The sequence below is a fragment of the Pseudomonas sp. GW821-FHT09D08 genome, assembly GCF_059416305.1.
In genome coordinates this window covers 223,307-243,537 of record NZ_JBWKOX010000003.1, presented here as the reverse complement: position 1 = coordinate 243,537, position 20,231 = coordinate 223,307, and the positions used below count along the sequence as shown (strand labels likewise).

Annotated in this window: 19 protein-coding genes and 1 tRNA gene; 12 read left to right on the top strand and 8 right to left on the bottom strand. The window is 58.5% G+C overall.

The genetic code is table 11. The annotated features are described in order from the left end of the window. Nucleotides 1-341: 341 nt before the first annotated feature. Nucleotides 342-1,784 carry a magnesium transporter gene (gene mgtE / locus AC07OP_RS07275; protein WP_092490086.1) on the top strand — a complete coding sequence of 481 codons (1,443 nt, stop codon included), beginning with the start codon at nucleotides 342-344 and terminating at the stop codon, nucleotides 1,782-1,784. Nucleotides 1,785-1,892: 108 nt separating this feature from the next. On the opposite strand, the gene AC07OP_RS07270 is transcribed toward mgtE, so the two are convergent. From AC07OP_RS07270 to AC07OP_RS07260, 3 genes are all read right to left on the bottom strand, one after another. Continuing rightward, entirely contained in the window at nucleotides 1,893-2,219 is a 327-nt protein-coding gene (locus AC07OP_RS07270; protein WP_003175643.1) for an Arc family DNA-binding protein, read from the bottom strand. Between the two features lie 395 nt (nucleotides 2,220-2,614). Continuing rightward, entirely contained in the window at nucleotides 2,615-2,794 is a 180-nt protein-coding gene (locus AC07OP_RS07265; RefSeq protein ID WP_115488976.1) for a PA3371 family protein, read from the bottom strand. An 11-nt stretch (nucleotides 2,795-2,805) separates the two neighbouring features. Beyond that, on the bottom strand, nucleotides 2,806-3,036 hold the full coding sequence (locus tag AC07OP_RS07260; protein WP_065926187.1) for a hypothetical protein: 231 nt from the start codon (nucleotides 3,034-3,036) through the stop codon (nucleotides 2,806-2,808). Between the two features lie 326 nt (nucleotides 3,037-3,362). On the opposite strand from AC07OP_RS07260, the gene AC07OP_RS07255 reads away from it, so the two are divergent. Both AC07OP_RS07255 and AC07OP_RS07250 read left to right on the top strand, forming a co-directional pair. Next, nucleotides 3,363-3,439: transfer RNA gene (locus AC07OP_RS07255), tRNA-Arg, on the top strand. A gap of 288 nt (nucleotides 3,440-3,727) precedes the next feature. Continuing rightward, the gene (locus AC07OP_RS07250; RefSeq protein ID WP_495100577.1) at nucleotides 3,728-5,110 is read left to right on the top strand and encodes an MFS transporter; all 1,383 of its coding nucleotides are present in this window, start codon (nucleotides 3,728-3,730) and stop codon (nucleotides 5,108-5,110) included. A 59-nt stretch (nucleotides 5,111-5,169) separates the two neighbouring features. Here the strand turns inward: AC07OP_RS07250 and AC07OP_RS07245 are convergent, their stop codons facing one another. The 4 genes from AC07OP_RS07245 to flgA all read right to left on the bottom strand — a co-directional run bounded on the left by AC07OP_RS07245 (nucleotide 5,170) and on the right by flgA (nucleotide 7,764). Then, nucleotides 5,170-5,919: a flagellar brake protein gene (locus AC07OP_RS07245; protein WP_065939083.1), complete on the bottom strand. Its 750-nt coding sequence runs from the start codon at nucleotides 5,917-5,919 to the stop codon at nucleotides 5,170-5,172. 96 nt (nucleotides 5,920-6,015) lie between these two features. Beyond that, complete coding sequence (locus tag AC07OP_RS07240) at nucleotides 6,016-6,486, bottom strand: flagella synthesis protein FlgN (RefSeq protein WP_065939082.1); 471 nt, start codon at nucleotides 6,484-6,486, stop codon at nucleotides 6,016-6,018. Between the two features lie 48 nt (nucleotides 6,487-6,534). Then, nucleotides 6,535-6,858: a flagellar biosynthesis anti-sigma factor FlgM gene (flgM, locus tag AC07OP_RS07235; RefSeq protein WP_065926184.1), complete on the bottom strand. Its 324-nt coding sequence runs from the start codon at nucleotides 6,856-6,858 to the stop codon at nucleotides 6,535-6,537. A 141-nt stretch (nucleotides 6,859-6,999) separates the two neighbouring features. Then, nucleotides 7,000-7,764 (bottom strand): flagellar basal body P-ring formation chaperone FlgA, encoded by a 765-nt coding sequence (gene flgA / locus AC07OP_RS07230; RefSeq protein ID WP_495100578.1) that lies wholly within the window; start codon nucleotides 7,762-7,764, stop codon nucleotides 7,000-7,002. Nucleotides 7,765-7,856: 92 nt separating this feature from the next. Between flgA and AC07OP_RS07225 the strand changes: the two genes are divergently transcribed. From AC07OP_RS07225 to AC07OP_RS07195, 7 genes are all read left to right on the top strand, one after another. Continuing rightward, a complete protein-coding gene (locus tag AC07OP_RS07225) occupies nucleotides 7,857-8,789 on the top strand; it encodes a chemotaxis protein CheV (protein ID WP_027607784.1) in 933 nt (310 codons plus the stop codon). 41 nt (nucleotides 8,790-8,830) lie between these two features. Next, nucleotides 8,831-9,658: a protein-glutamate O-methyltransferase CheR gene (gene cheR / locus AC07OP_RS07220; protein WP_027607785.1), complete on the top strand. Its 828-nt coding sequence runs from the start codon at nucleotides 8,831-8,833 to the stop codon at nucleotides 9,656-9,658. A 308-nt stretch (nucleotides 9,659-9,966) separates the two neighbouring features. Beyond that, complete coding sequence (gene flgB / locus AC07OP_RS07215) at nucleotides 9,967-10,374, top strand: flagellar basal body rod protein FlgB (protein WP_003175633.1); 408 nt, start codon at nucleotides 9,967-9,969, stop codon at nucleotides 10,372-10,374. A gap of 3 nt (nucleotides 10,375-10,377) precedes the next feature. Continuing rightward, a complete protein-coding gene (gene flgC / locus AC07OP_RS07210; protein ID WP_024076985.1) occupies nucleotides 10,378-10,821 on the top strand; it encodes a flagellar basal body rod protein FlgC in 444 nt (147 codons plus the stop codon). A 16-nt stretch (nucleotides 10,822-10,837) separates the two neighbouring features. Next, nucleotides 10,838-11,563 carry a flagellar hook assembly protein FlgD gene (flgD, locus tag AC07OP_RS07205; RefSeq protein ID WP_495100579.1) on the top strand — a complete coding sequence of 242 codons (726 nt, stop codon included), beginning with the start codon at nucleotides 10,838-10,840 and terminating at the stop codon, nucleotides 11,561-11,563. Between the two features lie 31 nt (nucleotides 11,564-11,594). Continuing rightward, a complete protein-coding gene (gene flgE, locus AC07OP_RS07200) occupies nucleotides 11,595-12,899 on the top strand; it encodes a flagellar hook protein FlgE (RefSeq protein ID WP_495100580.1) in 1,305 nt (434 codons plus the stop codon). A 163-nt stretch (nucleotides 12,900-13,062) separates the two neighbouring features. Then, nucleotides 13,063-14,154 (top strand): coiled-coil domain-containing protein, encoded by a 1,092-nt coding sequence (locus AC07OP_RS07195; RefSeq protein ID WP_115488982.1) that lies wholly within the window; start codon nucleotides 13,063-13,065, stop codon nucleotides 14,152-14,154. A gap of 108 nt (nucleotides 14,155-14,262) precedes the next feature. On the opposite strand, the gene AC07OP_RS07190 is transcribed toward AC07OP_RS07195, so the two are convergent. Beyond that, nucleotides 14,263-17,157, bottom strand: a complete 2,895-nt coding sequence (locus AC07OP_RS07190) for a ribonucleoside-diphosphate reductase subunit alpha (RefSeq protein WP_495100581.1) — start codon at nucleotides 17,155-17,157, stop codon at nucleotides 14,263-14,265. Between the two features lie 736 nt (nucleotides 17,158-17,893). Between AC07OP_RS07190 and AC07OP_RS07185 the strand changes: the two genes are divergently transcribed. Together AC07OP_RS07185 and AC07OP_RS07180 are read left to right on the top strand one after the other, a co-directional pair. Beyond that, on the top strand, nucleotides 17,894-18,619 hold the full coding sequence (locus tag AC07OP_RS07185) for a response regulator (protein WP_495100582.1): 726 nt from the start codon (nucleotides 17,894-17,896) through the stop codon (nucleotides 18,617-18,619). After that, on the top strand, nucleotides 18,616-20,226 hold the full coding sequence (locus AC07OP_RS07180) for an ATP-binding protein (RefSeq protein WP_495100583.1): 1,611 nt from the start codon (nucleotides 18,616-18,618) through the stop codon (nucleotides 20,224-20,226). Before AC07OP_RS07185 ends, AC07OP_RS07180 begins: the two co-directional genes overlap by 4 nt. The last annotated feature ends 5 nt before the right edge of the window (nucleotides 20,227-20,231 follow it).

Here is a 20,231-nt window from a genome sequence, read left to right as displayed (position 1 = left end):
ATACAAACAAAAAGCCCGCCTAGTGCGGGCTTTTTGCCGTCTGGGGTTTGTGTAGATCCTTATCTTTTTCTCCTCCCTCGTGTGTTTTTCATTCCGGTGATGGCGTCGCAGTTGAATAGGTGCGGCCAATACTCAACTTTGGCTCGCAAGCGCTTGTTCTTTCCAGTTTTTTGACGTTAAAAACGGACGCACGGTGTATCATTGCGCCCGTCAGCCCCGCCGGGGCTTATGGAATACCTCCATGGACTTACCCAGTAGTTACTCAGTACCCCGTTTTACCAATCATGAATTGACTGATTGATCCTTCCGGCGTGCCCCGCTGCTGGGAGTGGAGTTCGCCTATGACCGAAGTAGAAGTAAAGAAAACACAAGAAAGCCTGCAGGATCGCCTGGCTCAAGTCATCGAGCTGCTGCAGCGCCAGCGTGTGGTCGAAGATTTCACGCACCGCCAGGAAGGTCCGAATAACGACCTGGTGGAAAACCTGGTTCACCGCCAGAACCTCGTCGAGTTGCAACGCAAGCTCGATGACCTGCACTCCGCCGACGTTGCCTACATTCTCGAAGCCTTGCCCCTGGATGATCGACTGACCCTCTGGCAGTTGGTCAAGGCCGACCGCGACGGCGACATCCTGCTCGAAGTATCCGACTCGGTCCGTGAAACCCTGATCGCCGACATGGACGATCACGAGCTCCTGGCGGCCGCCAGGGAGATGGACGCTGACGAACTGGCCGACCTGGCTCCAGAGTTGCCGCGTGATGTTGTCCATGAGTTGATGGAGGCCCTTGACGGCCAGCAGCGTGAGCGCGTGCGCTCCGCGTTGTCCTATGACGAGGATCAGGTCGGCGCACTGATGGACTTCGAGATGGTCACCATCCGCGAAGACGTCAGCCTGGAAGTGGTCTTGCGTTACCTGCGCCGGCTGAAAGAGCTGCCGAGTCATACCGACAAACTGTTCGTGGTCGACTATGAAGGCATTCTCAAGGGCGTGCTGCCGATCAAGCGCCTGTTGGTCAACGATCCGGAGAAAAAGGTTGCTGACCTGATGGCCAGCGATACCGTGAGCTTTCACCCCGATGAGGATGCCTACGACGCAGCGCAGGCCTTTGAGCGTTACGACTTGATCTCTGCCCCGGTGGTCGACAAGAACGGCAAGCTGATCGGCCGTCTGACCATCGACGAAATCGTCGACTTGATTCGTGAAGAGAGTGAAACCGAAGTCCTCAACATGGCGGGTTTGCGTGAAGAGGAAGATATTTTTGCGTCAGTCTGGCGTTCCCTGCATAACCGCTGGGCCTGGCTGGCCGTTAACCTGATTACCGCGTTTATCGCCTCCCGTGTGATCGGACTGTTCGAAGGTTCCATCGAGAAGCTGGTGGCCTTGGCGGCGTTGATGCCGATTGTGGCAGGCATTGGTGGTAACTCGGGCAACCAGACCATCACCATGATCGTACGCGCCATGGCGCTGGACCAGGTCAGTACCGCCAACTCTTCGCGCCTGCTGCGCAAGGAGTTGGCCGTGGGCCTGATCAATGGCCTGGTGTGGGGTGGGGTGATTGGCGTGGTGGCCTACTTGCTGTACGGCAGTTGGTCCCTGGGGGTGGTGATGACTGCTGCCATGACCCTCAACCTGCTGCTGGCGGCCCTGATGGGGGTGCTGATCCCCATGACCTTGGCACGCCTTGGGCGCGATCCGGCCATGGGCGCCAGCGTGATGATCACGGCCATGACCGACAGTGGTGGCTTTTTCATCTTCCTCGGTTTGGCGACGATCTTTTTGCTCTGATCTGTGTCGGGCGGGCGCCCTCTGCTACGTGATAAGAATGTCGAGCCTGGTATGAATCCCAGGCAAAAAAAAGCCAGCACACGGCTGGCTTCGGCTTTCAGTGGTGGATCAATTGGCTTCTGCGGCCGCCTCGACGTCGTGCGCGATAAGCGAGACGAGGGCATTTTGCTGGCGATGGGAGAGCTGACGAAAACGCTGCAGCAGTTCGCGTTCGTGCAGCGACAGCTCAGGGCTGTCCAGGCGCATGCTCAGTTCGTCACCCAGCGCACCTTCCTGAATAAGGCTCTGCTCCAGGCGCGCGATGATTTCGGAGTTCATGCTGCGGTGATGATTGCGAGCCACCTCGGCAATGCGTTCCCGCATTCCGTCTGGCAGACGTACGACGAACTTGTCAGCCGTACGGCTGGAATAAATTGCCTGTTTCAATGGGCGCATATATTTAACCGGTTAGTTCAGGGGAGCGGTTATTGGAATTGGCCGCAAGATGAGTGTTAAGACAAGACTCACGACCAAAGTTCAACCCGAATTGCAAAGAGGCCGCATCATGCCTCAGATTTGCCAGTTCCTTGGCGTCAATTCTGTGACAAATATTGAACTGCCTAAAGGCTTTATGCCAGCACTCATTTGCATTTTTGCGGACTGGTTGGAAAACTTTTCCATGCGTGATTCCGCAACGGAACTTTCCGTAAGTCCAGGCCAGCACAGGGTTTGAGGCCGCACATCCTATAGCAAAGTGGCCTTTTGCCCTTAGTTTTAAGACTAGTGGCAATTTGCCGATTTACTAGGGTGAGGCGACATAAGGTATAGGGCAGGGGCAGAAAGAGGAGGGATCAGCGTAGAACCGGGTCAAATTTGATTCGTCGACCGACGACGAGCGTCAGCAGGAGCAGGCTGGCGCAAACCCCGGCAGCGATGAATGCGCTGGTTTGCCCATCGTGGGAACTTGCGCTCAGGCCGAAAAGGCTCGTGGCGATGGTCAGGCTCAGGAACAGCCAGGCAAATTTGCTCATCATCAGTGTCCTTAAAAAACCCAGTGTTCAGAGGCAGGCGCGGCCTGGGTACCTTGAGTCAAGCGTACTGGCGCTTGTGCATTCGGTGTCATCACGGCCAGTTGCGGACGTTGTTGCAAGTGGTGGGGGACTGCCTGCTGGCTAATCTGAGCGGGGTCGTTGCTGCCCGTCGATTGAAAGTGGAACATCACCAGCGCAGCCAGGGCGACGGTGTTGAGAGCTAACAGAATGGCACTGTTCATGGTCGTGTTCTCCGTTTAATGCCTTGGCTGGATGGGATTTGCAGAAGAACTGTTGCAGGTGTCGTGCCAATGTATTAATTCAATGAAATCAATGAGTTGAGTTTGAATTGATAGGGTCGCGGATTGCAATTTGCAATGCTGGCATTTTGGGTGGTTGCATTTTGCACGATCAGGCCAAGTGCCCGTATTTGCGGGGCCAAACCGCGATCGTTCCGGTAAGGCTCGGCCTACACTCAAAAAGCCCACGGACGACATGACAAAACCCAGTCCGGCCGTTAACATGCACGCCGTCTGTCGCAGTGCCCTTGGCCTGGTGGCTGTCATTTGTCCCAGTAGCTCAATTGGATAGAGCATCCCCCTCCTAAGGGGAAGGTTGGCCGTTCGAACCGGCCCTGGGACACCAGATTCGAAGTCAGTCGAGAAAGCCCCGCACAGAACCTCCTGGCGGGGCTTTTTTGTGGGCGCTCGATCTTTTTGCACGCAGGTCGAACCTTGCCGCCGATCAAGGTTCACAGCAGGTGCCATGATGTATTTGTCGCAACGATGTACCTTGCGCGCCATCCGACAGCGTCTGAGCTGTTAAGCAAAATAATCCCCGGAAATAGCGCATGTTGCCTGTCCGGACCCGGTCACCCCGGACTATCATGCCGATAGCCCTGTCTCTCACCGCAAGGAGCCGCTCGGAACGCCGATGCGCCAGATCTGGAAATCTTTTCGAGCCCTTTATTTCGCCTCCTTGATGATGCTGATTGGCTCCGGCCTGCTCAGTACCTACCTGGCCTTGCGCCTGGCGGCCGACCACGTCGACAGCCTATGGGTGGGTGCACTGATGGCGGCCAACTACTTTGGCCTGGTGCTGGGCGGCAAGATCGGGCATCGCCTGATTGCCCGGGTTGGGCATATTCGTGCCTACGCCACCTGTGCCGGGATTGTCGGTGCGGCGGTGCTGGGCCATGGCCTGGTCGATTGGCTGCCGGCCTGGATTGTGCTGCGGATAATCGTGGGCCTGGGGATGATGTGCCAGTACATGGTCATCGAGAGCTGGCTCAATGAGCAGGCCGATGCCAAGCAGCGTGGCGTGGTGTTCAGCGGTTATATGATCGCCTCCTACCTGGGCCTGGTATTGGGCCAGTTGATACTGGTGATGCATCCCCAGCTTGGCCTGGAGTTGCTGATGCTGGTGGCGCTGTGCTTCGCCTTGTGCCTGGTGCCGGTGGCCATGACCCGACGCATTCACCCGGCGGCCTTGCATCCTGCGCCGATGGAGCCGCGCTTCTTTATCAAGCGTGTGCCGCAGTCGCTGAGTACGGTGTTGGGGGCGGGGTTGATCGTCGGTTCGTTCTACGGTCTGGCGCCGCTGTATGCCTCCCAGCAAGGGTTGAGCACTGAACAGGTGGGCCTGTTCATGGGTAGCTGCATTTTTGCCGGGTTGCTGGTGCAGTGGCCGTTGGGCTGGTTGTCGGATCGTTATGATCGCGCGCTGCTGATCCGCTGCTTCGCCTTGTGCCTGGCGGTGGCGGCACTGCCGTTGGCAATCATGACCCAAGTGCCGCTGGAAGTGCTGTTTGTGGCGGGCTTCCTGTGTTCTCTCGTGCAGTTTTGCCTGTATCCATTGGCGGTGGCGTTTTCCAACGACCATGTAGAGGGGGATCGCCGGGTATCGCTGACGGCCATGCTGCTGGTGACCTACGGTATCGGCGCCAGTGTCGGGCCGTTGCTGGCGGGTGTGGTGATGAAGCTGTTCGGCAGCCAGATGCTGTATGCGTTTTTCAGTCTGTGCGCGCTGATCCTGGTGTGGCGAATCCGGCCTAAGGCGGTGACCAATCTGCACCAGGTGGAAGATGCCCCCCTGCATCACGTGGCAATGCCCGACAGTATGTCGAGTTCACCGCTGGTGGCAGCGCTGGACCCGCGGGTGGACGAGCAGGTGGTGCAGGAGCAGATGCAGACTGTCCCCGATCCCGAGCCGCAGGTCGATCCGGAGCTGCCGGTGGATGAGCCCGCCTTCGAAGGACCACCCGAGCCTCTGGGGCCGGACGAGCATCCCCACGAATTGAGCAGGGCGCGCCCCTGAAAGCAAAAACGGGCAGATCCCAAAGGGGCTGCCCGTTTTTTTGCTGCGATGGTTAAGGATCAAAAATCGTCGTCTTTGTCGAACCGTCGTGCTTCACGCTGCAGCTGGTACACAAAACGCTCGACCTGGCGTTGCACCAAACCACTCATGTTGTGGAAGCGCACACCGGCAAAGGTCGTGTTGATCCTTTCCTCGAAGTGCAGGTATCGCAGTTCGACGGCGGTGGTCATGCTGCCAAACGGCAGGGCTGCGATAAAACGGTCGTAGACCTGGCCCAGTTGCAGGCGCTCGGAAATATCGCCTTCAAAACGCAACTTGCAGCCGGTGGCGGAAATATCCAGCAGTTTGCCGTTGATCGGCAGCTGAAGCTTCTCGCCGCCCAGCTCAATATTCACCAGTTGCGCCAGCTTCAACGCGGCGCGGAAGGCATTGCGGCGCTGGTGGTAGACAACCTCGCCCGGCAGGCTGCCGGTGTAGATACGGTGGCCGTCTTTTTCGCTGATGGTCAAGGTGCCATTGCTTTCCCAGGCGACGCGTACGCCATCATGGAAACCTTCGATGCGAAAGGGTTCGCCGTTTTCGAGGTGGCGCTCGCCGTCGCGGGGGATCATTTCGTCCAGCGCCAGCGTGTTGCTGTCGCGGTTAACGTCCACCAGGTAGCTCTGGAAGCGCTGGCTGCGTTCATGGAAAGTGATGATCAGCGGGTCATGGCTGTCTTGCAGCATCCGCAAGGTGCCGGCGATTTCCAGAGGCGTGGTGAGGACCTTGGGTGGCTGCGGGGCATCTTCCGCATTAAGGGCGTTGAACACGGTTCTTCCATCTCCAGACAAAATACGACTACACGCAAGAACCGGCATTTTGCCAGCATGTGGCGGGCCTTGGATAGGCCGCGCTGTAAACCGGTGTCAGGCTTGGCTGCGGGTGCTTGGCTTGACCAGGCGAGAGGTGGAGCCCTGGGCGTTATAGAGTGCCGGAGGCTCTCCGCCGTGGAGTATACGCAACTGGTTGGCGGTCGTGGCTTGCTGAAGCTGGATCGACTGACCGTTAAGCAGGTTGGCTTCCTGGCACTGGGCGAGCAATTGGTTGAGTTCTTTGCTCTGGCTCAGCAGTTGATCGCCGACCGAGGAGTGGCTGGCCAATTGCGCCAGGCCGTCGTGGTCTGCCGGCAGGCCGAGGCTGATGAGGATCTGGCTGCGTTTTTTGCCGTGCTGTTCCAGCAGGACGATCAACGACTGCTTGCGTGCCAGAATTTCTTCCAGCAGCGGCATGTCCCGGCCATAGAGGGCCAGTGATTCTTCTTTGAGCAGCTCGAGCAATTGTTGCGTCGGCGCTAGATCATCAATGATCAGTTGAAGCAAATGTTCGTCGTGATGCATGGCTGGCCTTGGGTTTTAAGCGTCCAAAAGCCCTGCGCAGGCCTTTGCCTAGCGCTCGGCTTCGAAGTTAAGCAGCTTGCTGGCTACACGGTTGCTGTCGACTTTATAGCTGCCATCGGCGATCGCCTGTTTCAATTCGGCCACGCGGGCTTTATTGACTACCGGTTGGTCGCGCAGCGAGTCAGTGACCTTCTGCAACTGTTGAGCCTCATTGCTCAGGTGTACGGATTCCCCGCTTTGGCTGGCACTGGCCTGTTCTGCCTTGGCGGGCAGCGCCGGGGCCTTGGCTTCTACGCTGTCCTTGGGACTGGTGGTGCGCGTAGTGCCTGACGTCGTCGGGGTGTTATTCAAACGGCTGAAATCGATGACCATGATAAAAAAACCTCTGGGTATTTGGACGCTTGCCATGTTTTCGGCCATACCCGGACAAACTTTAGGCGCGAATGACAATAAATCTCCGCACGGGGCCTCTCGTGCACAGTGTAGGAAAACCCAGCGTCCTGTACCAGTAATCTATAAAGCGACCTCGACTTGCCCTGGGGCTGTTACTCGCGCCTTGATCACGCGGTTGGAGTTGAGGTTCTTGACGCGAATCTGTTCGCTCATGCCGCCGTTGGACAGCGCTTCGCCCGGCATTTTCACATTCAAGCCGCCGCTGCTCGCGGAAATCACCACCTGGTCGCCCTTGCGGATGACCTCCGCCTGTTCCAGGTGCACCAGGGTAATCACCTGGTCGGTGACCACTGGTCGGGTCAATCTCTGCCCGATGGCCTGGTCCAGGGATGTCAGGTAGCCCTGGCTGATCTGGCTGATGTCGCGCTCACGCAGTACGACATCCTCGAAATCGATGATGGCCGTGCGCTTCAGCGGGCGGGCAACCACCACCACATCACGGAACAATTTGACCTGAGCCGGTACGAACACGGTCCAGGGCGAGGCACCTTCGCAGCGTACCTTTACCGTTACGCGCCCGATCGGTTGGGCGGGACTTTCCAGGGTCGCTGTCAATTCCTTGTCGCACATCGGCATGCGCAGACGCGGGTCCAACTGGTTGACCTGGATTTCATAACGCCCCGGCGTCTGTGTGGTTGCCAGATAATCTTCTACAGTGAACTCAAGAAAGCCTTGGGTGACGCCGATAAGTAGATCAGGCAAGGTGACGTTCTCTGCACGGGCCGTGGTGCCCAGGCTGAAGGCAAGCAGCGCCAACGGTACGCAGAGCAATCTGCAAAACCGTGTCAGGTGAAGGCGTCGGGAAACTGTCGTTGTAATGTCCATAATTGAACAAATAGCAAAGCTCGTGCCGTTTTAGTGTTGGGGCGCGCCGCCCTTGTAGGTATAGCCAAAGGTTTTAGCGTAGGAGTCATGGCATGGCAGGAGTAATGGATTCAGTAAACCAGCGCACACAGCTGGTAGGGCAGAATCGCCTGGAGTTGCTGCTGTTTCGCCTGGATGGCAAGCAGTTGTATGGCATCAACGTATTCAAGGTGCGGGAAGTGCTGCAATGTCCCAAGCTGACGATCATGCCCAAGTCCAGTCCGGTGGTGTGCGGTGTGGCGAATATTCGTGGTGCGACTATCCCGATTCTTGACCTGGCCCTGGCCACCGGTTCGGCTGGCCTGCAGGATCGCGAGAACCCGTTCGTGATCATTACCGAGTACAACACCAAGACCCAGGGTTTCCTGGTGCGCTCGGTGGAACGCATCGTCAACATGAACTGGGAAGAGATCCATCCGCCGCCCAAGGGCACTGGTCGCGATCACTACCTCACGGCGGTGACGCGGGTCGATAACCAGTTGGTGGAGATCATCGACGTGGAGAAGATCCTCGCCGAAGTGGCGCCCACCTCGGAATCGATTTCCGTGGGCGTGGTCGACGCCGAAACGGCGCACAAGGCGGTCTCGCTGCGTGTGCTGACGGTGGATGACTCCTCGGTGGCGCGTAAACAGGTGACTCGCTGCCTGCAAACCGTCGGCGTGGACGTTGTCGCCCTCAATGACGGGCGTCAGGCATTGGATTACCTGCGTAAGCTGGTGGATGAAGGCAAGAAGCCGGAAGAAGAATTCTTGATGATGATCTCTGACATCGAGATGCCGGAAATGGACGGCTATACCCTCACTGCAGAGATACGCAGCGATCCACGCATGCAAAAACTGCATATCATCCTGCATACTTCGTTGTCGGGCGTATTCAATCAGGCGATGGTCAAGAAAGTCGGTGCCGATGACTTCCTGGCCAAATTCCGCCCTGATGACCTGGCATCCCGGGTAGTCGACCGGATCAAGGCAGCAGATCACGGCTAGGGTTTTCCCCTGGCGGTCATACGATTTTAGAGGCGGTATCAGTGTCTACGGGTAATTTGGATTTTGAACAGTTCCGGGTCTTCCTGGAAAAAGCCTGTGGCATATTGCTCGGTGAAAACAAGCAATACCTGGTATCCAGCCGTCTTAACAAACTGATGGAGCAGCAGGGTATCAAGTCCCTGGGCGAGTTGGTTCAGCGGATCCAGGGGCAGCCGCGCAGTGGCCTTAAGGAGATGGTGGTCGATGCCATGACCACCAACGAAACCCTGTGGTTTCGCGATACCTACCCCTTTGAAGTGCTCAAGAGCAAAGTGCTGCCGGAGGCGATCAAGGCCAGCCCGGGCCAGCGCCTGCGTATCTGGTCGGCCGCCTGCTCTTCGGGTCAGGAACCGTACTCGATTTCGATGTCCATCGATGAGTTCGAGCGGACCAACATGGGCCAGCTTAAAGCCGGGGCGCAGATTGTCGCCACCGACCTGTCCGGCACCATGCTCACCAACTGCAAGACCGGTGAGTACGACAGCCTCGCCCTGGGCCGTGGCTTGTCCCAGGAACGTTTGCAACGCTACTTCGACCCGAAAGGGGCAGGGCGTTGGGCGGTCAAGGCGCCGATCAAGAACCGTGTGGAGTTTCGCTCGTTCAACCTGCTCGACAGCTACGCCAGCCTGGGCAAGTTCGACATGGTGTTCTGCCGCAACGTGCTGATCTACTTTTCGGCCGAGGTGAAGAAAGACATCCTGTTGCGCATCCACGGCACCCTCAAGCGTGGCGGCTACCTGTTCCTCGGTGCATCCGAGGCGCTCAATGGTTTGCCGGATCACTTCCAGATGGTGCAATGCAGCCCTGGGATCATCTACCAGGCGAAATAATCAGGCCAAATAATAATGTGGGAGGGGGCTTGCGCCCCGATAGCGGTGTATCAGTGATAGAGACATCAACTGATCAGCCGCTATCGGGGGCAAGCCTCCTCCCACATTTGTTTCTGCGGCAAAGTTGAAGAAAGCGGCAACTCCCCATTGCCGCTTTACTGGCGCCACGCGGAAACCCGTTGCCGCTTTTCTGGCATTGCCGCCGGCAAGCTCCTCGCAACCCCTTGATTTACGGGGGTATCAGATATTGGCATGCGCCTTGCTATAACCCTGTTAACGAACAGCAGGTCAGCCTAAAGGTTTCCGCCATGAGCATCAGCTTCGATAAAGCGCTCGGTATCCACGAACAAGCCCTGGGCTTCCGCGCCCAGCGTGCTGAAGTCCTGGCCAACAACATTGCCAACGCCGATACCCCGAACTACAAGGCTCGGGACCTGGATTTCTCTGCCGTGCTCGCCGCACAGCAGGACAAGACCAAGAACGGCACCTTCGCCTTGAATATGACCAACAGCCGTCATATCGAAGCGCAAGGCCTGAGCAGTGGGGACGAGTCGCTGCTGTATCGCACGCCGATGCAGCCGTCGATCGACCAGAACACCGTCGACGCCCAGCTGGAGCAATCGGCCTATGCCGAGAACTCGGTGAACTTTCAGGCCAGCTTTACCCTGCTCAACAGTAAATTCAAAGGGCTGATGTCAGCCCTGCGTGGAGAGTAAGCCATGTCCCTGTCCAGTGTTTTCAATATTGCCGGCAGTGGCATGAGCGCGCAGACCACGCGCTTGAACACCGTCGCCAGTAACATCGCCAACGCCGAGACCGTGTCTTCGAGCATCGACCAGACCTACCGCGCCCGTCACCCGGTGTTCGCCACCATGTTCCAGGGTGGCCAGAGCGGTGGCAGCGATTCGCTGTTCCAGAACCAGGATGCTGCCGGCCAGGGCGTGCAGGTCCTCGGTGTGGTCGAAGACCAGAGCAACCTCGAGGCCCGTTACGAGCCGAACCATCCTGCCGCGAACGAAAAGGGTTATGTCTATTACCCCAACGTCAACGTGGTCGAGGAAATGGCGGACATGATCTCCGCCAGCCGCTCGTTCCAGACCAACGCGGAAATGATGAACACCGCCAAAACCATGATGCAGAAGGTCCTGACCCTGGGTCAGTGATAAGGGGCGCCAAATAATGGCCATCGTTGATACCACGACCAATACGGCAGTCCAGGACCTTTTCAACTCCAAGGTCAAGACCGCCACCGACAACACCACCGTCACCGACGCTACCAAGACGGCGACAGGCAGCCAGTCCCTGGGCAAGGATGCGTTCCTGCAACTGCTGGTGACCCAACTGAAAAACCAGAACCCGCTGTCGCCTCAGGACAACGGCGCGTTCGTGGCCCAGCTGGCGCAATTCAGCAGCCTGGAAGGCATCAACACCCTGAACGACTCGGTCAATGCGATCTCCAGCAACTTCAGCTCGTCGCAGGCGCTGCAGGCTTCATCGCTGGTGGGGCGCTCGATCATCACCCAGACCAACAAGGCCTTGGTGGACACGAGCAAGAGCATGACCGGTTCGGTGGCGGTGACTGCGGCGACAGGCAACGTCTCGATCAAGATCTCCGATAAAGACGGCAACGTGGTGCGCACTATCGATATGGGTGCCCAAAGCGCGGGTTCGTCCGACTTCATCTGGGATGGCAAGAACGACAAGGGCGAGGTCGCCCCAGCCGGCACCTACACCTTCGCGGCGACGACCAAGAACGACAAGGGTGAATCGGTGGCCATGGCGACTTCGTTGCCGGCAACGGTGACCAGTGTGACGTTGAGCAAGACCGGCGGCGAAATGCTGCTGAACCTTGCAGGTGGCATGGGCAGCGTCAAGCTGTCGCAAATTCAGACTATCGGTACATAGAGCCGGCTAAATACGGCAGAGGGAGAGAAACATGTCTTTTAATATCGGCCTTAGCGGCCTCTATGCGGCCAACAAACAACTGGACGTAACCGGCAACAACATCGCCAACGTTGCGACCACTGGCTTCAAGTCGTCCCGTGCGGAATTCGCGGATATCTACGCCGCGTCCAAACTGGGCACCGGCCAGAACAGCATCGGCAACGGTGTGAACCTGGCAGCGGTGTCTCAGCAGTTCACCCAGGGTGACGTCAACAACAGCGGCGGCGTGCTGGACATGGCGATCCAGGGCGGTGGCTTCTTCGTGCAGAAGGGCAGCGATGGCTCGCTGGAGTACACCCGTAGCGGTGCCTTCCGTGCCGACAAAGACGGCTACATCACCAACAACACCGGTACTTCGCGCCTGCAGGGCTACGCGGCCGATGACGACGGCAAGATCATCAAAGGCGGCTTGACCGACCTGCAACTGAACCTGTCGTACCTACCACCGAAGGCGTCCACCAAAGTGGACTCCACCAGTAACCTGAACTCGTCGGAGCCGGTGATCAACCAGACCACCAAGCCGTTCGACCCGACTGACACCACCACTTTCACCACCCAGTACAGCACCACCCTGTACGACTCCCAGGGCAACTCCCACGAGATGGTGCAGTACATGGTGAAAACCGACGCCAACAAGTGGAGCGCTTACACGCTGATCGATGGCCGTAACCTGGATGGTTCCAAGCCTACAACGACGGGTACCACTGCTCCCGTACCGTCGGTATTGAGCTTTGACGGTGCCGGTAAACTGACGGATATCACCACCGCAGGCGTGTCCGGCACGACCCTGACGCTCACCGGCTGGATCCCGGGCTCGGTGACCAATGGCGTATGGACGCCTAACAAGGCTACAGCGCCAAACATTGCCGTCAACATGGCCGATATCACCCAGTACAACTCCGCCAGTTACCGCAACCCGCCGACCACCGACGGTTACGCCACTGGCCAGATCACCGGCCTGAAAATCGACGGCAATGGCGTAATGTTCGCCACGTTCAGCAACCAGCAGAGCAAGGCCATCGGCCAGATCTCCCTGGCCAGCTTCAACAACGAACAAGGCTTGCAGCCATCGGGCGGCACCACCTGGAGAGAGACCTTCGCTTCGGGCCAGCCGGGTTATGACTCCCCGCAATCCGGTACCCTGGGTTCGATCGTGGCCAACTCCCTGGAGAACTCCAACGTCAACCTGACCAACGAACTGGTGGACTTGATCAAGGCCCAGAGCAACTACCAGGCGAACGCCAAGACCATCTCGACCCAGAGCACCATCATGCAGACCATCATTCAGATGACCTGATGCTGTTGGTCTGACCCCAGAAGAAAGAACCCCTCAGCCGAGGGGTTTTTTTTGCATTGATTTTTTGGAAGGGCTGCCTGTTCAAGAAATCACACGTCTTGATGGAACTGCCTACGCCTTTTGCTCCACCCATTGGGCCATAGGTCTGTAAAGGGCGACGGCTATGTGGGGCGGATTGATATCGGGCAACAGGGATCAGGTGTATTGGCATGGTGGAACGGGTGCACCGCGCACTGAGGAAACCAGAGACAGCATAACTAAAGATAAGGACGCCGTTTTAAAACTACTCAAGGAACTGGAGGAAGCTCAGAAAACCTCCAAGAACCAAACTGTTCAAGACTTGCGTGACAAGCTGAATGATTTGCGCAAAAAGTTGGGGGAGGAAAAGTTCAAGGAGATTATTGAACAGCTAAAGAAAGACGCGCCTAACAGTTGGCTTGAGTTTATGAAGGCACTGTTTCCTGAGCTGTTTCCAGATGACGTATCTACTGATGCTGAATCGCAAACGGGCCGCGGGGGAGGTATCGGTGGTTCAGGTGGTGGCGGTGGTGGAAGCGGTCGCTACGAGGGCGGGGGGGTAGACCGTGGGGGCTTAGCGTTAGGAGAGAGGGTGGGTAACTTGCCGGTCACGGCGGGAACTCATCAAACCAATTTCGAGCCGGGTAGCTACAAACCTGGTGAAATGCCGAAAAATCTCTTTTCCGGTGCTTATCAGGGGCAAGCAGGCAATTGCGGGGCTATCTCGGCTTGTAAGGCCATGATTGCGCAGTATGGGCCGGCGGGTGTGTTTAAAGATATCAAGCGGGATTCGGCGGGTAATTATGATGTAACGCTCAAAGACGGCAAGCATGTCCGGGTTACACAAGCGCAGTACCGTGAGTCAGCAGCAAAGGCTCAACTATGGGGACAGGATCCCAAGTTGCTTGGGTTTATGAATCTTATGTTGGCCGTGAACAACGTTCAGGCAATGAACCAGCGTAACGATGGGGTTTCCGGGAGAAGTTTCAGCGAAGCCATTAACAGCATCAATGATGGGGAGTGGGCTAAGGAGACTTTTGATCGGTTGGGCTATAAAAATCTTGTTGAGAGAGTCAGTCCTTCTGAATTGGCCAGCGGCAGGCCCGGTACCTTGGACAGCTCGACACATTCGGTGGCGGTAATGGGCCGTAGTGAGGATCGATGGGGTACGAGATTCCGCGATGCACGCACTGATCCCAATTTGATTGCCTGGGGTTTTAAGCGGGGATATGCGTAAGTAAGAAGAGAGATTTCTTGCAAAAAAAGCCCTCTGTAAGCCTGGTTGAAGTCCTGGACTTACAGGGGGCTGGCTGTTTCAGATAGTTAAACCTGAAAGTGCCTCAGCTTATTGGCAAGCTTCACAATCCGGCTCGTCGATCGCGCAGGCCTTTGGCACTGGCGCCGGGCCGGCCGGGGCGGCGAGCACCGAATCATCACCGTGGTTACCGCTGGACACAGCGTTCAGCTTACCGGTGTTGATGGTCGACTTCTCGGTGCTGGTCGCGGCCAGGGCACGGAGGTAGTAAGTGGTTTTCAGGCCACGGTACCAGGCCATGCGGTAGGTCACGTCGAGCTTCTTGCCCGATGCGCCGGCGATGTACAGGTTCAGGGACTGAGCCTGGTCGATCCACTTCTGGCGACGGCTCGCGGCGTCGACGATCCACTTGGTGTCCACTTCGAAGGCCGTCGCGTAGAGTTCTTTGAGTTCCTGCGGGATGCGTTCGATCTGCTGCACGGAACCGTCGTAGTACTTCAGGTCGTTGATCATGACCGAGTCCCACAGGCCGCGGGCTTTCAGGTCGCGGACCAGGTACGGGTTGATCACGGTGAATTCGCCCGACAGGTTCGATTTCACATACAGGTTCTGGTAGGTCGGTTCGATCGACTGCGATACGCCAGTGATGTTGGCAATGGTCGCGGTCGGTGCGATGGCCATGATGTTGGAGTTACGGATGCCTTTCTGCACACGGGCACGTACCGGTGCCCAGTCCAGGGATTCGTTCAGGTCAACGTCGATGTACTTCTGGCCACGGGCTTCGATCAGGATCTGTTGCGAATCCAGCGGCAGGATGCCCTTGGACCACAGCGAACCCTGGAACGTCTCGTAGGCGCCGCGCTCGTCGGCCAGGTCGCAGGAAGCCTGGATCGCGTAGTAGCTGACCGCTTCCATGGACTTGTCGGCGAACTCGACCGCAGCGTCCGAACCGTAGGGAATGTGCTGCAGGTACAGTGCGTCCTGGAAGCCCATGATGCCGAGGCCGACCGGACGGTGCTTGAAGTTGGAGTTCTGCGCCTGTGGCACCGAGTAGTAGTTGATGTCGATCACGTTATCGAGCATGCGTACGGCGGTGTTGACGGTGCGTTCCAGCTTGGCGGTGTCCAGCTTGCCGTTGACGATGTGGTTCGGCAGGTTGATCGAGCCCAGGTTGCAAACGGCGATCTCGTCCTTGTTGGTGTTCAAGGTGATCTCGGTGCACAGGTTCGAGCTGTGGACCACGCCCACGTGCTGCTGTGGGCTGCGCAGGTTGCACGGGTCCTTGAAAGTCAGCCATGGGTGGCCGGTTTCGAACAGCATCGACAGCATCTTGCGCCACAGGTCCTTGGCCTGGATGGTCTTGAACAGCTTGACCTTGCCTGGGTATTCGGTGAGGGCTTCGTAGTACTCGTAGCGCTCTTCGAAGGCCTTGCCGGTCAGGTCGTGCAGATCCGGTACTTCGGAGGGCGAGAACAGGGTCCACTTGCCGTCATCGAAGACGCGCTTCATGAACAGGTCAGGGATCCAGTTGGCGGTGTTCATGTCGTGGGTACGACGACGGTCATCACCGGTGTTCTTGCGCAGCTCGATGAACTCTTCGATGTCCATGTGCCAGGTTTCCAGGTAGGCACACACAGCGCCTTTGCGCTTGCCGCCCTGGTTGACCGCTACGGCGGTGTCGTTCACGACTTTCAGGAACGGTACGACGCCCTGGGACTTGCCGTTGGTGCCCTTGATGTACGAACCCAGTGCGCGCACTGGTGTCCAGTCGTTGCCCAGGCCACCGGCGAATTTGGACAACATGGCGTTGTCGTGGATCGCGTGGTAGATGCCCGACAGGTCATCCGGCACGGTGGTCAGGTAGCAGCTCGACAGCTGTGGACGCAGGGTACCGGCGTTGAACAGGGTGGGAGTGGACGACATGTAGTCGAAGGACGACAGCAGGTTGTAGAACTCGATCGCACGGTCTTCTTTGTGCTTCTCTTCGATCGCCAGGCCCATGGCCACGCGCATGAAGAACACTTGCGGCAGTTCGAAGCGGATCCCGTCCTTGTGGATGAAGTAACGGTCGTACAGGGTTTGCAGGCCCAGGTAGGTGAACTGCTGGTCGCGCTCGTGGTTGATCGCCTTGCCGAGTTTCTCCAGGTCGAAGGTGGCCAGGACCGGGTTCAGCAATTCGAATTCGATACCCTTGGCGATATAGGCAGGCAGCGCCTTGGCGTACAGGTCGGCCATTTCGTGGTGGGTGGCGCTGTCGGCCACGCCCAGGAAGCCCAGGCCTTCGGCACGCAGGGTGTCCATCAGCAGGCGCGCGGTCACGAACGAGTAGTTCGGCTCGCGTTCAACCAGGGTACGGGCGGTCATCACCAGGGCGGTGTTGACGTCGGTCAGGGCCACGCCGTCGTACAGGTTCTTCAGGGTTTCGCGCTGGATCAGGTCACCGTCGACTTCTTCCAGGCCTTCGCAGGCCTCGGTGATGATGGTATTCAGGCGGCCCAGGTCCAGCGGCGCGAAGCTGCCGTCGGCCAGGGTGATGCGGATCGACGGGTGCGCTTGCACGGCGGCTTCTTCGGCCGGGGTGCGGACGGCACGTTCCTTGGCGCGCGAATCGCGGTAGATCACGTAGTCGCGGGCCACTTTCTGCTCGCCGGCACGCATCAGGGCCAGTTCGACCTGGTCCTGGATTTCTTCGATGTGGATGGTGCCGCCCGACGGCATGCGACGCTTGAAGGTCGCGGTGACCTGTTCGGTCAGGCGGGCAACGGTGTCGTGGATGCGCGACGAGGCAGCAGCGGTGCCGCCTTCAACTGCAAGAAACGCTTTGGTGATGGCGACGGTGATTTTGTCATCGGTGTAAGGAACGACAGTCCCGTTACGCTTGATCACGCGCAATTGGCCAGGTGCAGTGGCGGACAGATCCATAGTCGAATCAGCGGCCTGCGGCACGGAGCCTTGCGGGTTCTCGCGAGTTGTGTCGGTTTGCATGGGGGGTTGTCTCCACATTTCTATATTTATTTGGGCACCATCACGGTGCCCACCGTTCCGTCCTGAAGCACTTACAGCAGGCCTGGGCCTGGCATAACAACTTCGGGACAGGAGGAAGGGAGCTGAACGCGCCGCTTCCATGCCGAAGTCTTCGGTTCGGGGCTCAAACGCCCTTGGCCGTATTCCTGGTGGGTGACAGTTGCCAGGTTCAAGCACTGCAACACCCGTACCGTTTTCCGCTGTTGGAGCTGGAAAACGGCTGCCATCCGCTTGAGCGGTTTGGGCTTTCAAAAAATGCTTGGATTAGACCCAACAGAAGCAAGAAAGGGCTTGAGTTTCTTGTCTGATTTGTGTTGGGTCTTTTCGCTGAAAACCCTACATGTAGGGTTTTTTTTGCGCCGAGCTACAAGATAATGCGTTTTGGGGGGCTTAGCAACGCACTACCTGTGGATAACGTTGTGGGTAAAATGTGTATGAAACGTGGAACACCCGTGTAGGCCGCAGCACTGCTGGATTCGGCCGTTTGTCACTGAATATTCCAAGTTGAAAACAGCCGGCTGGATTTTTGAGGGCGCGAACCCTATCACAGAAAAGCGCGATCACCGAATGGATTTCCCGGCTTGTGCGAGAGGGCTTGGGCATGGCTACAATCGGCCTTTGTTATGCCCTCAAAACATTACAAGTAAGGTATGGCCTGCTCGGCCAACGCATCCCTTTATAACAACGAGGATCACCCGTGGAGCAAGAAGCCTGGCACATCCTGATCGTCGAGGACGACGAGCGACTCGCCGAGTTGACCCGCGATTACCTGGAAAGCAACGGCCTGCGGGTTTCTGTGGAAGGTGATGGCGCCCTGGCTGCGGCGCGGATCATCGCCGAGCAACCGGACCTGGTGATTCTCGACCTGATGCTGCCCGGCGAAGACGGCCTGAGCATTTGCCGCAAAGTGCGCGAACGCTACGACGGCGTGATCCTGATGCTCACCGCCCGCACCGACGACATGGACCAGGTGCTCGGCCTGGACATGGGCGCCGACGACTACGTGTGCAAACCCGTGCGCCCGCGCCTGTTGCTCGCGCGTATCCAGGCCCTGTTGCGCCGCAGTGAGCCGGCGGAACCCGCCGGCGTGGAAAGCCAGCGCCGTCTGCAATTCGGCCCGCTGCTGGTGGACAACGCCCTGCGCGAAGCCTGGCTGCACGATAACGGTATCGAGTTGACCAGTGCCGAGTTCGACCTGCTGTGGCTGCTGGTGGCGAATGCCGGGCGCATCCTGTCCCGCGAAGAAATCTTTATCGCCCTGCGCGGCATAGGCTACGACGGCCAGGACCGCTCCATTGATGTGCGCATCTCACGGATTCGCCCGAAAATCGGCGATGACCCGATCCACCCACGGCTGATCAAGACCATCCGCAGCAAAGGCTATCTGTTCGTCCCTGAAGCCGCTGCCGATATGTCGTTGTGAACTCGATCTTCCTGCGTATCTATGGCGGCATGTGCGCGGCGCTGATTCTGGTGGCGCTGCTCGGCGTGCTGGCCCTGCACCTGCTCAACGAGGTGCGCAGCGGCCAATACCGCGAGCGCCTGGCCCACGGCACCTTTGCCTTGATGGGCGATAACCTGCAGCCCATGAGCGCCATCGAACGCCAGCGCGCCCTGGCCGTGTGGGAGCGTTTGCTCGGGATTCCCCTGGAATTACGCAGCCTCACCGATGCCCAGTTGGACCTCAGCCAGCGCACCCGCCTGCAACGCGGCCAGGTGTTGGTGGAACAGACCGGCCCCCACGCCGCCCGGGTGCTGCGCCTGGTCAGCGATAAGGAACAGTGGGTTTTGACGGGGGAGGTGCAGCAGATCAGCGAGCAACTGGCCCGCGCGACCATTTACCTGCTGGCCGATGAACTGGTGCGCTTCCCCGTGGCCGAGCAGCCGCAACGGCTGGCGGATATAAAGGAAGCCAAGGGCTTTGGTTTCGAAATGCACCTGATGACCCTCGACCAGGCCGATATGGACGACGACCAACGCCGCCGTGTATCGGAGGGCGATACGGTCATGGCCCTGGGCAAGGGCGGCGATTCGATCCGCGTGTTTGCCGGCATGGTCGGCACGCCCTGGGTGCTGGAACTCGGCCCGCTGTATCAGATGAACCCGTACCCGGCGCAATGGCTGATCCTGATCGCGTTGATCGGCCTGACCCTGATCGGCCTGATTGTCTATCTATTGGTGCGTCAGCTTGAGCGCCGGCTCCGAGGCCTGGAAGCCGCCGCCACGCGCATCGCCAAAGGCAATCTCGAGGTGCGTGTGCCGGCCCGGGGGGCCGACTCGGTGGGGCGCCTGGCGGCGGCCTTTAATGGCATGGCTGAGCACCTGCAGCAACTGCTGGCGATCCAGCGCGAACTGGTGCGCGCGGTGTCCCATGAACTGCGCACACCCGTGGCACGCCTGCGCTTCGGCCTGGAGATGATCGGCGACGCCGCCACGCCTGAAGCGCGGCGCAAGTACCTGGAAGGCATGGACAGTGATATCCAGGACCTCGACGGCCTGGTGGATGAAATGCTCACCTATGCAAGGCTGGAGCAGGGTGCGCCGGCGTTGATTTTCCAGCGGGTCGACCTCGATGCGCTGCTTGATCAAGTGATCGGCGAATTATCGCCACTGCGCCCGCAGGTGACCGTGGCACGGGGTATTTGCCTGTCCTCAACGCATTGGGACGACGCTTGGGTCGATGCCGAGCCGCGTTACTTGCACCGCGCCCTGCAAAACCTGGTGAGCAACGCCATGCGCCACGCCCAGGGCCAGGTGTTGATCAGTTATCAGGTGGGCCAGGTGCGTTGTCGTATTGATGTGGAGGACGACGGGCCCGGTGTGCCGGAAAGCGCCTGGGAGCGTATCTTCACGCCGTTCCTGCGCCTGGACGACAGCCGCACCCGCGCCTCGGGCGGGCATGGCCTGGGGTTGTCGATTGTGCGGCGCATCATTTATTGGCACGGCGGGCGAGCGTTGATCAGCAAGAGCAACAACCTGGGTGGAGCGTGCTTCAGCCTGAGTTGGCCCAGGGATCAAGATAAACTCTGATGGCG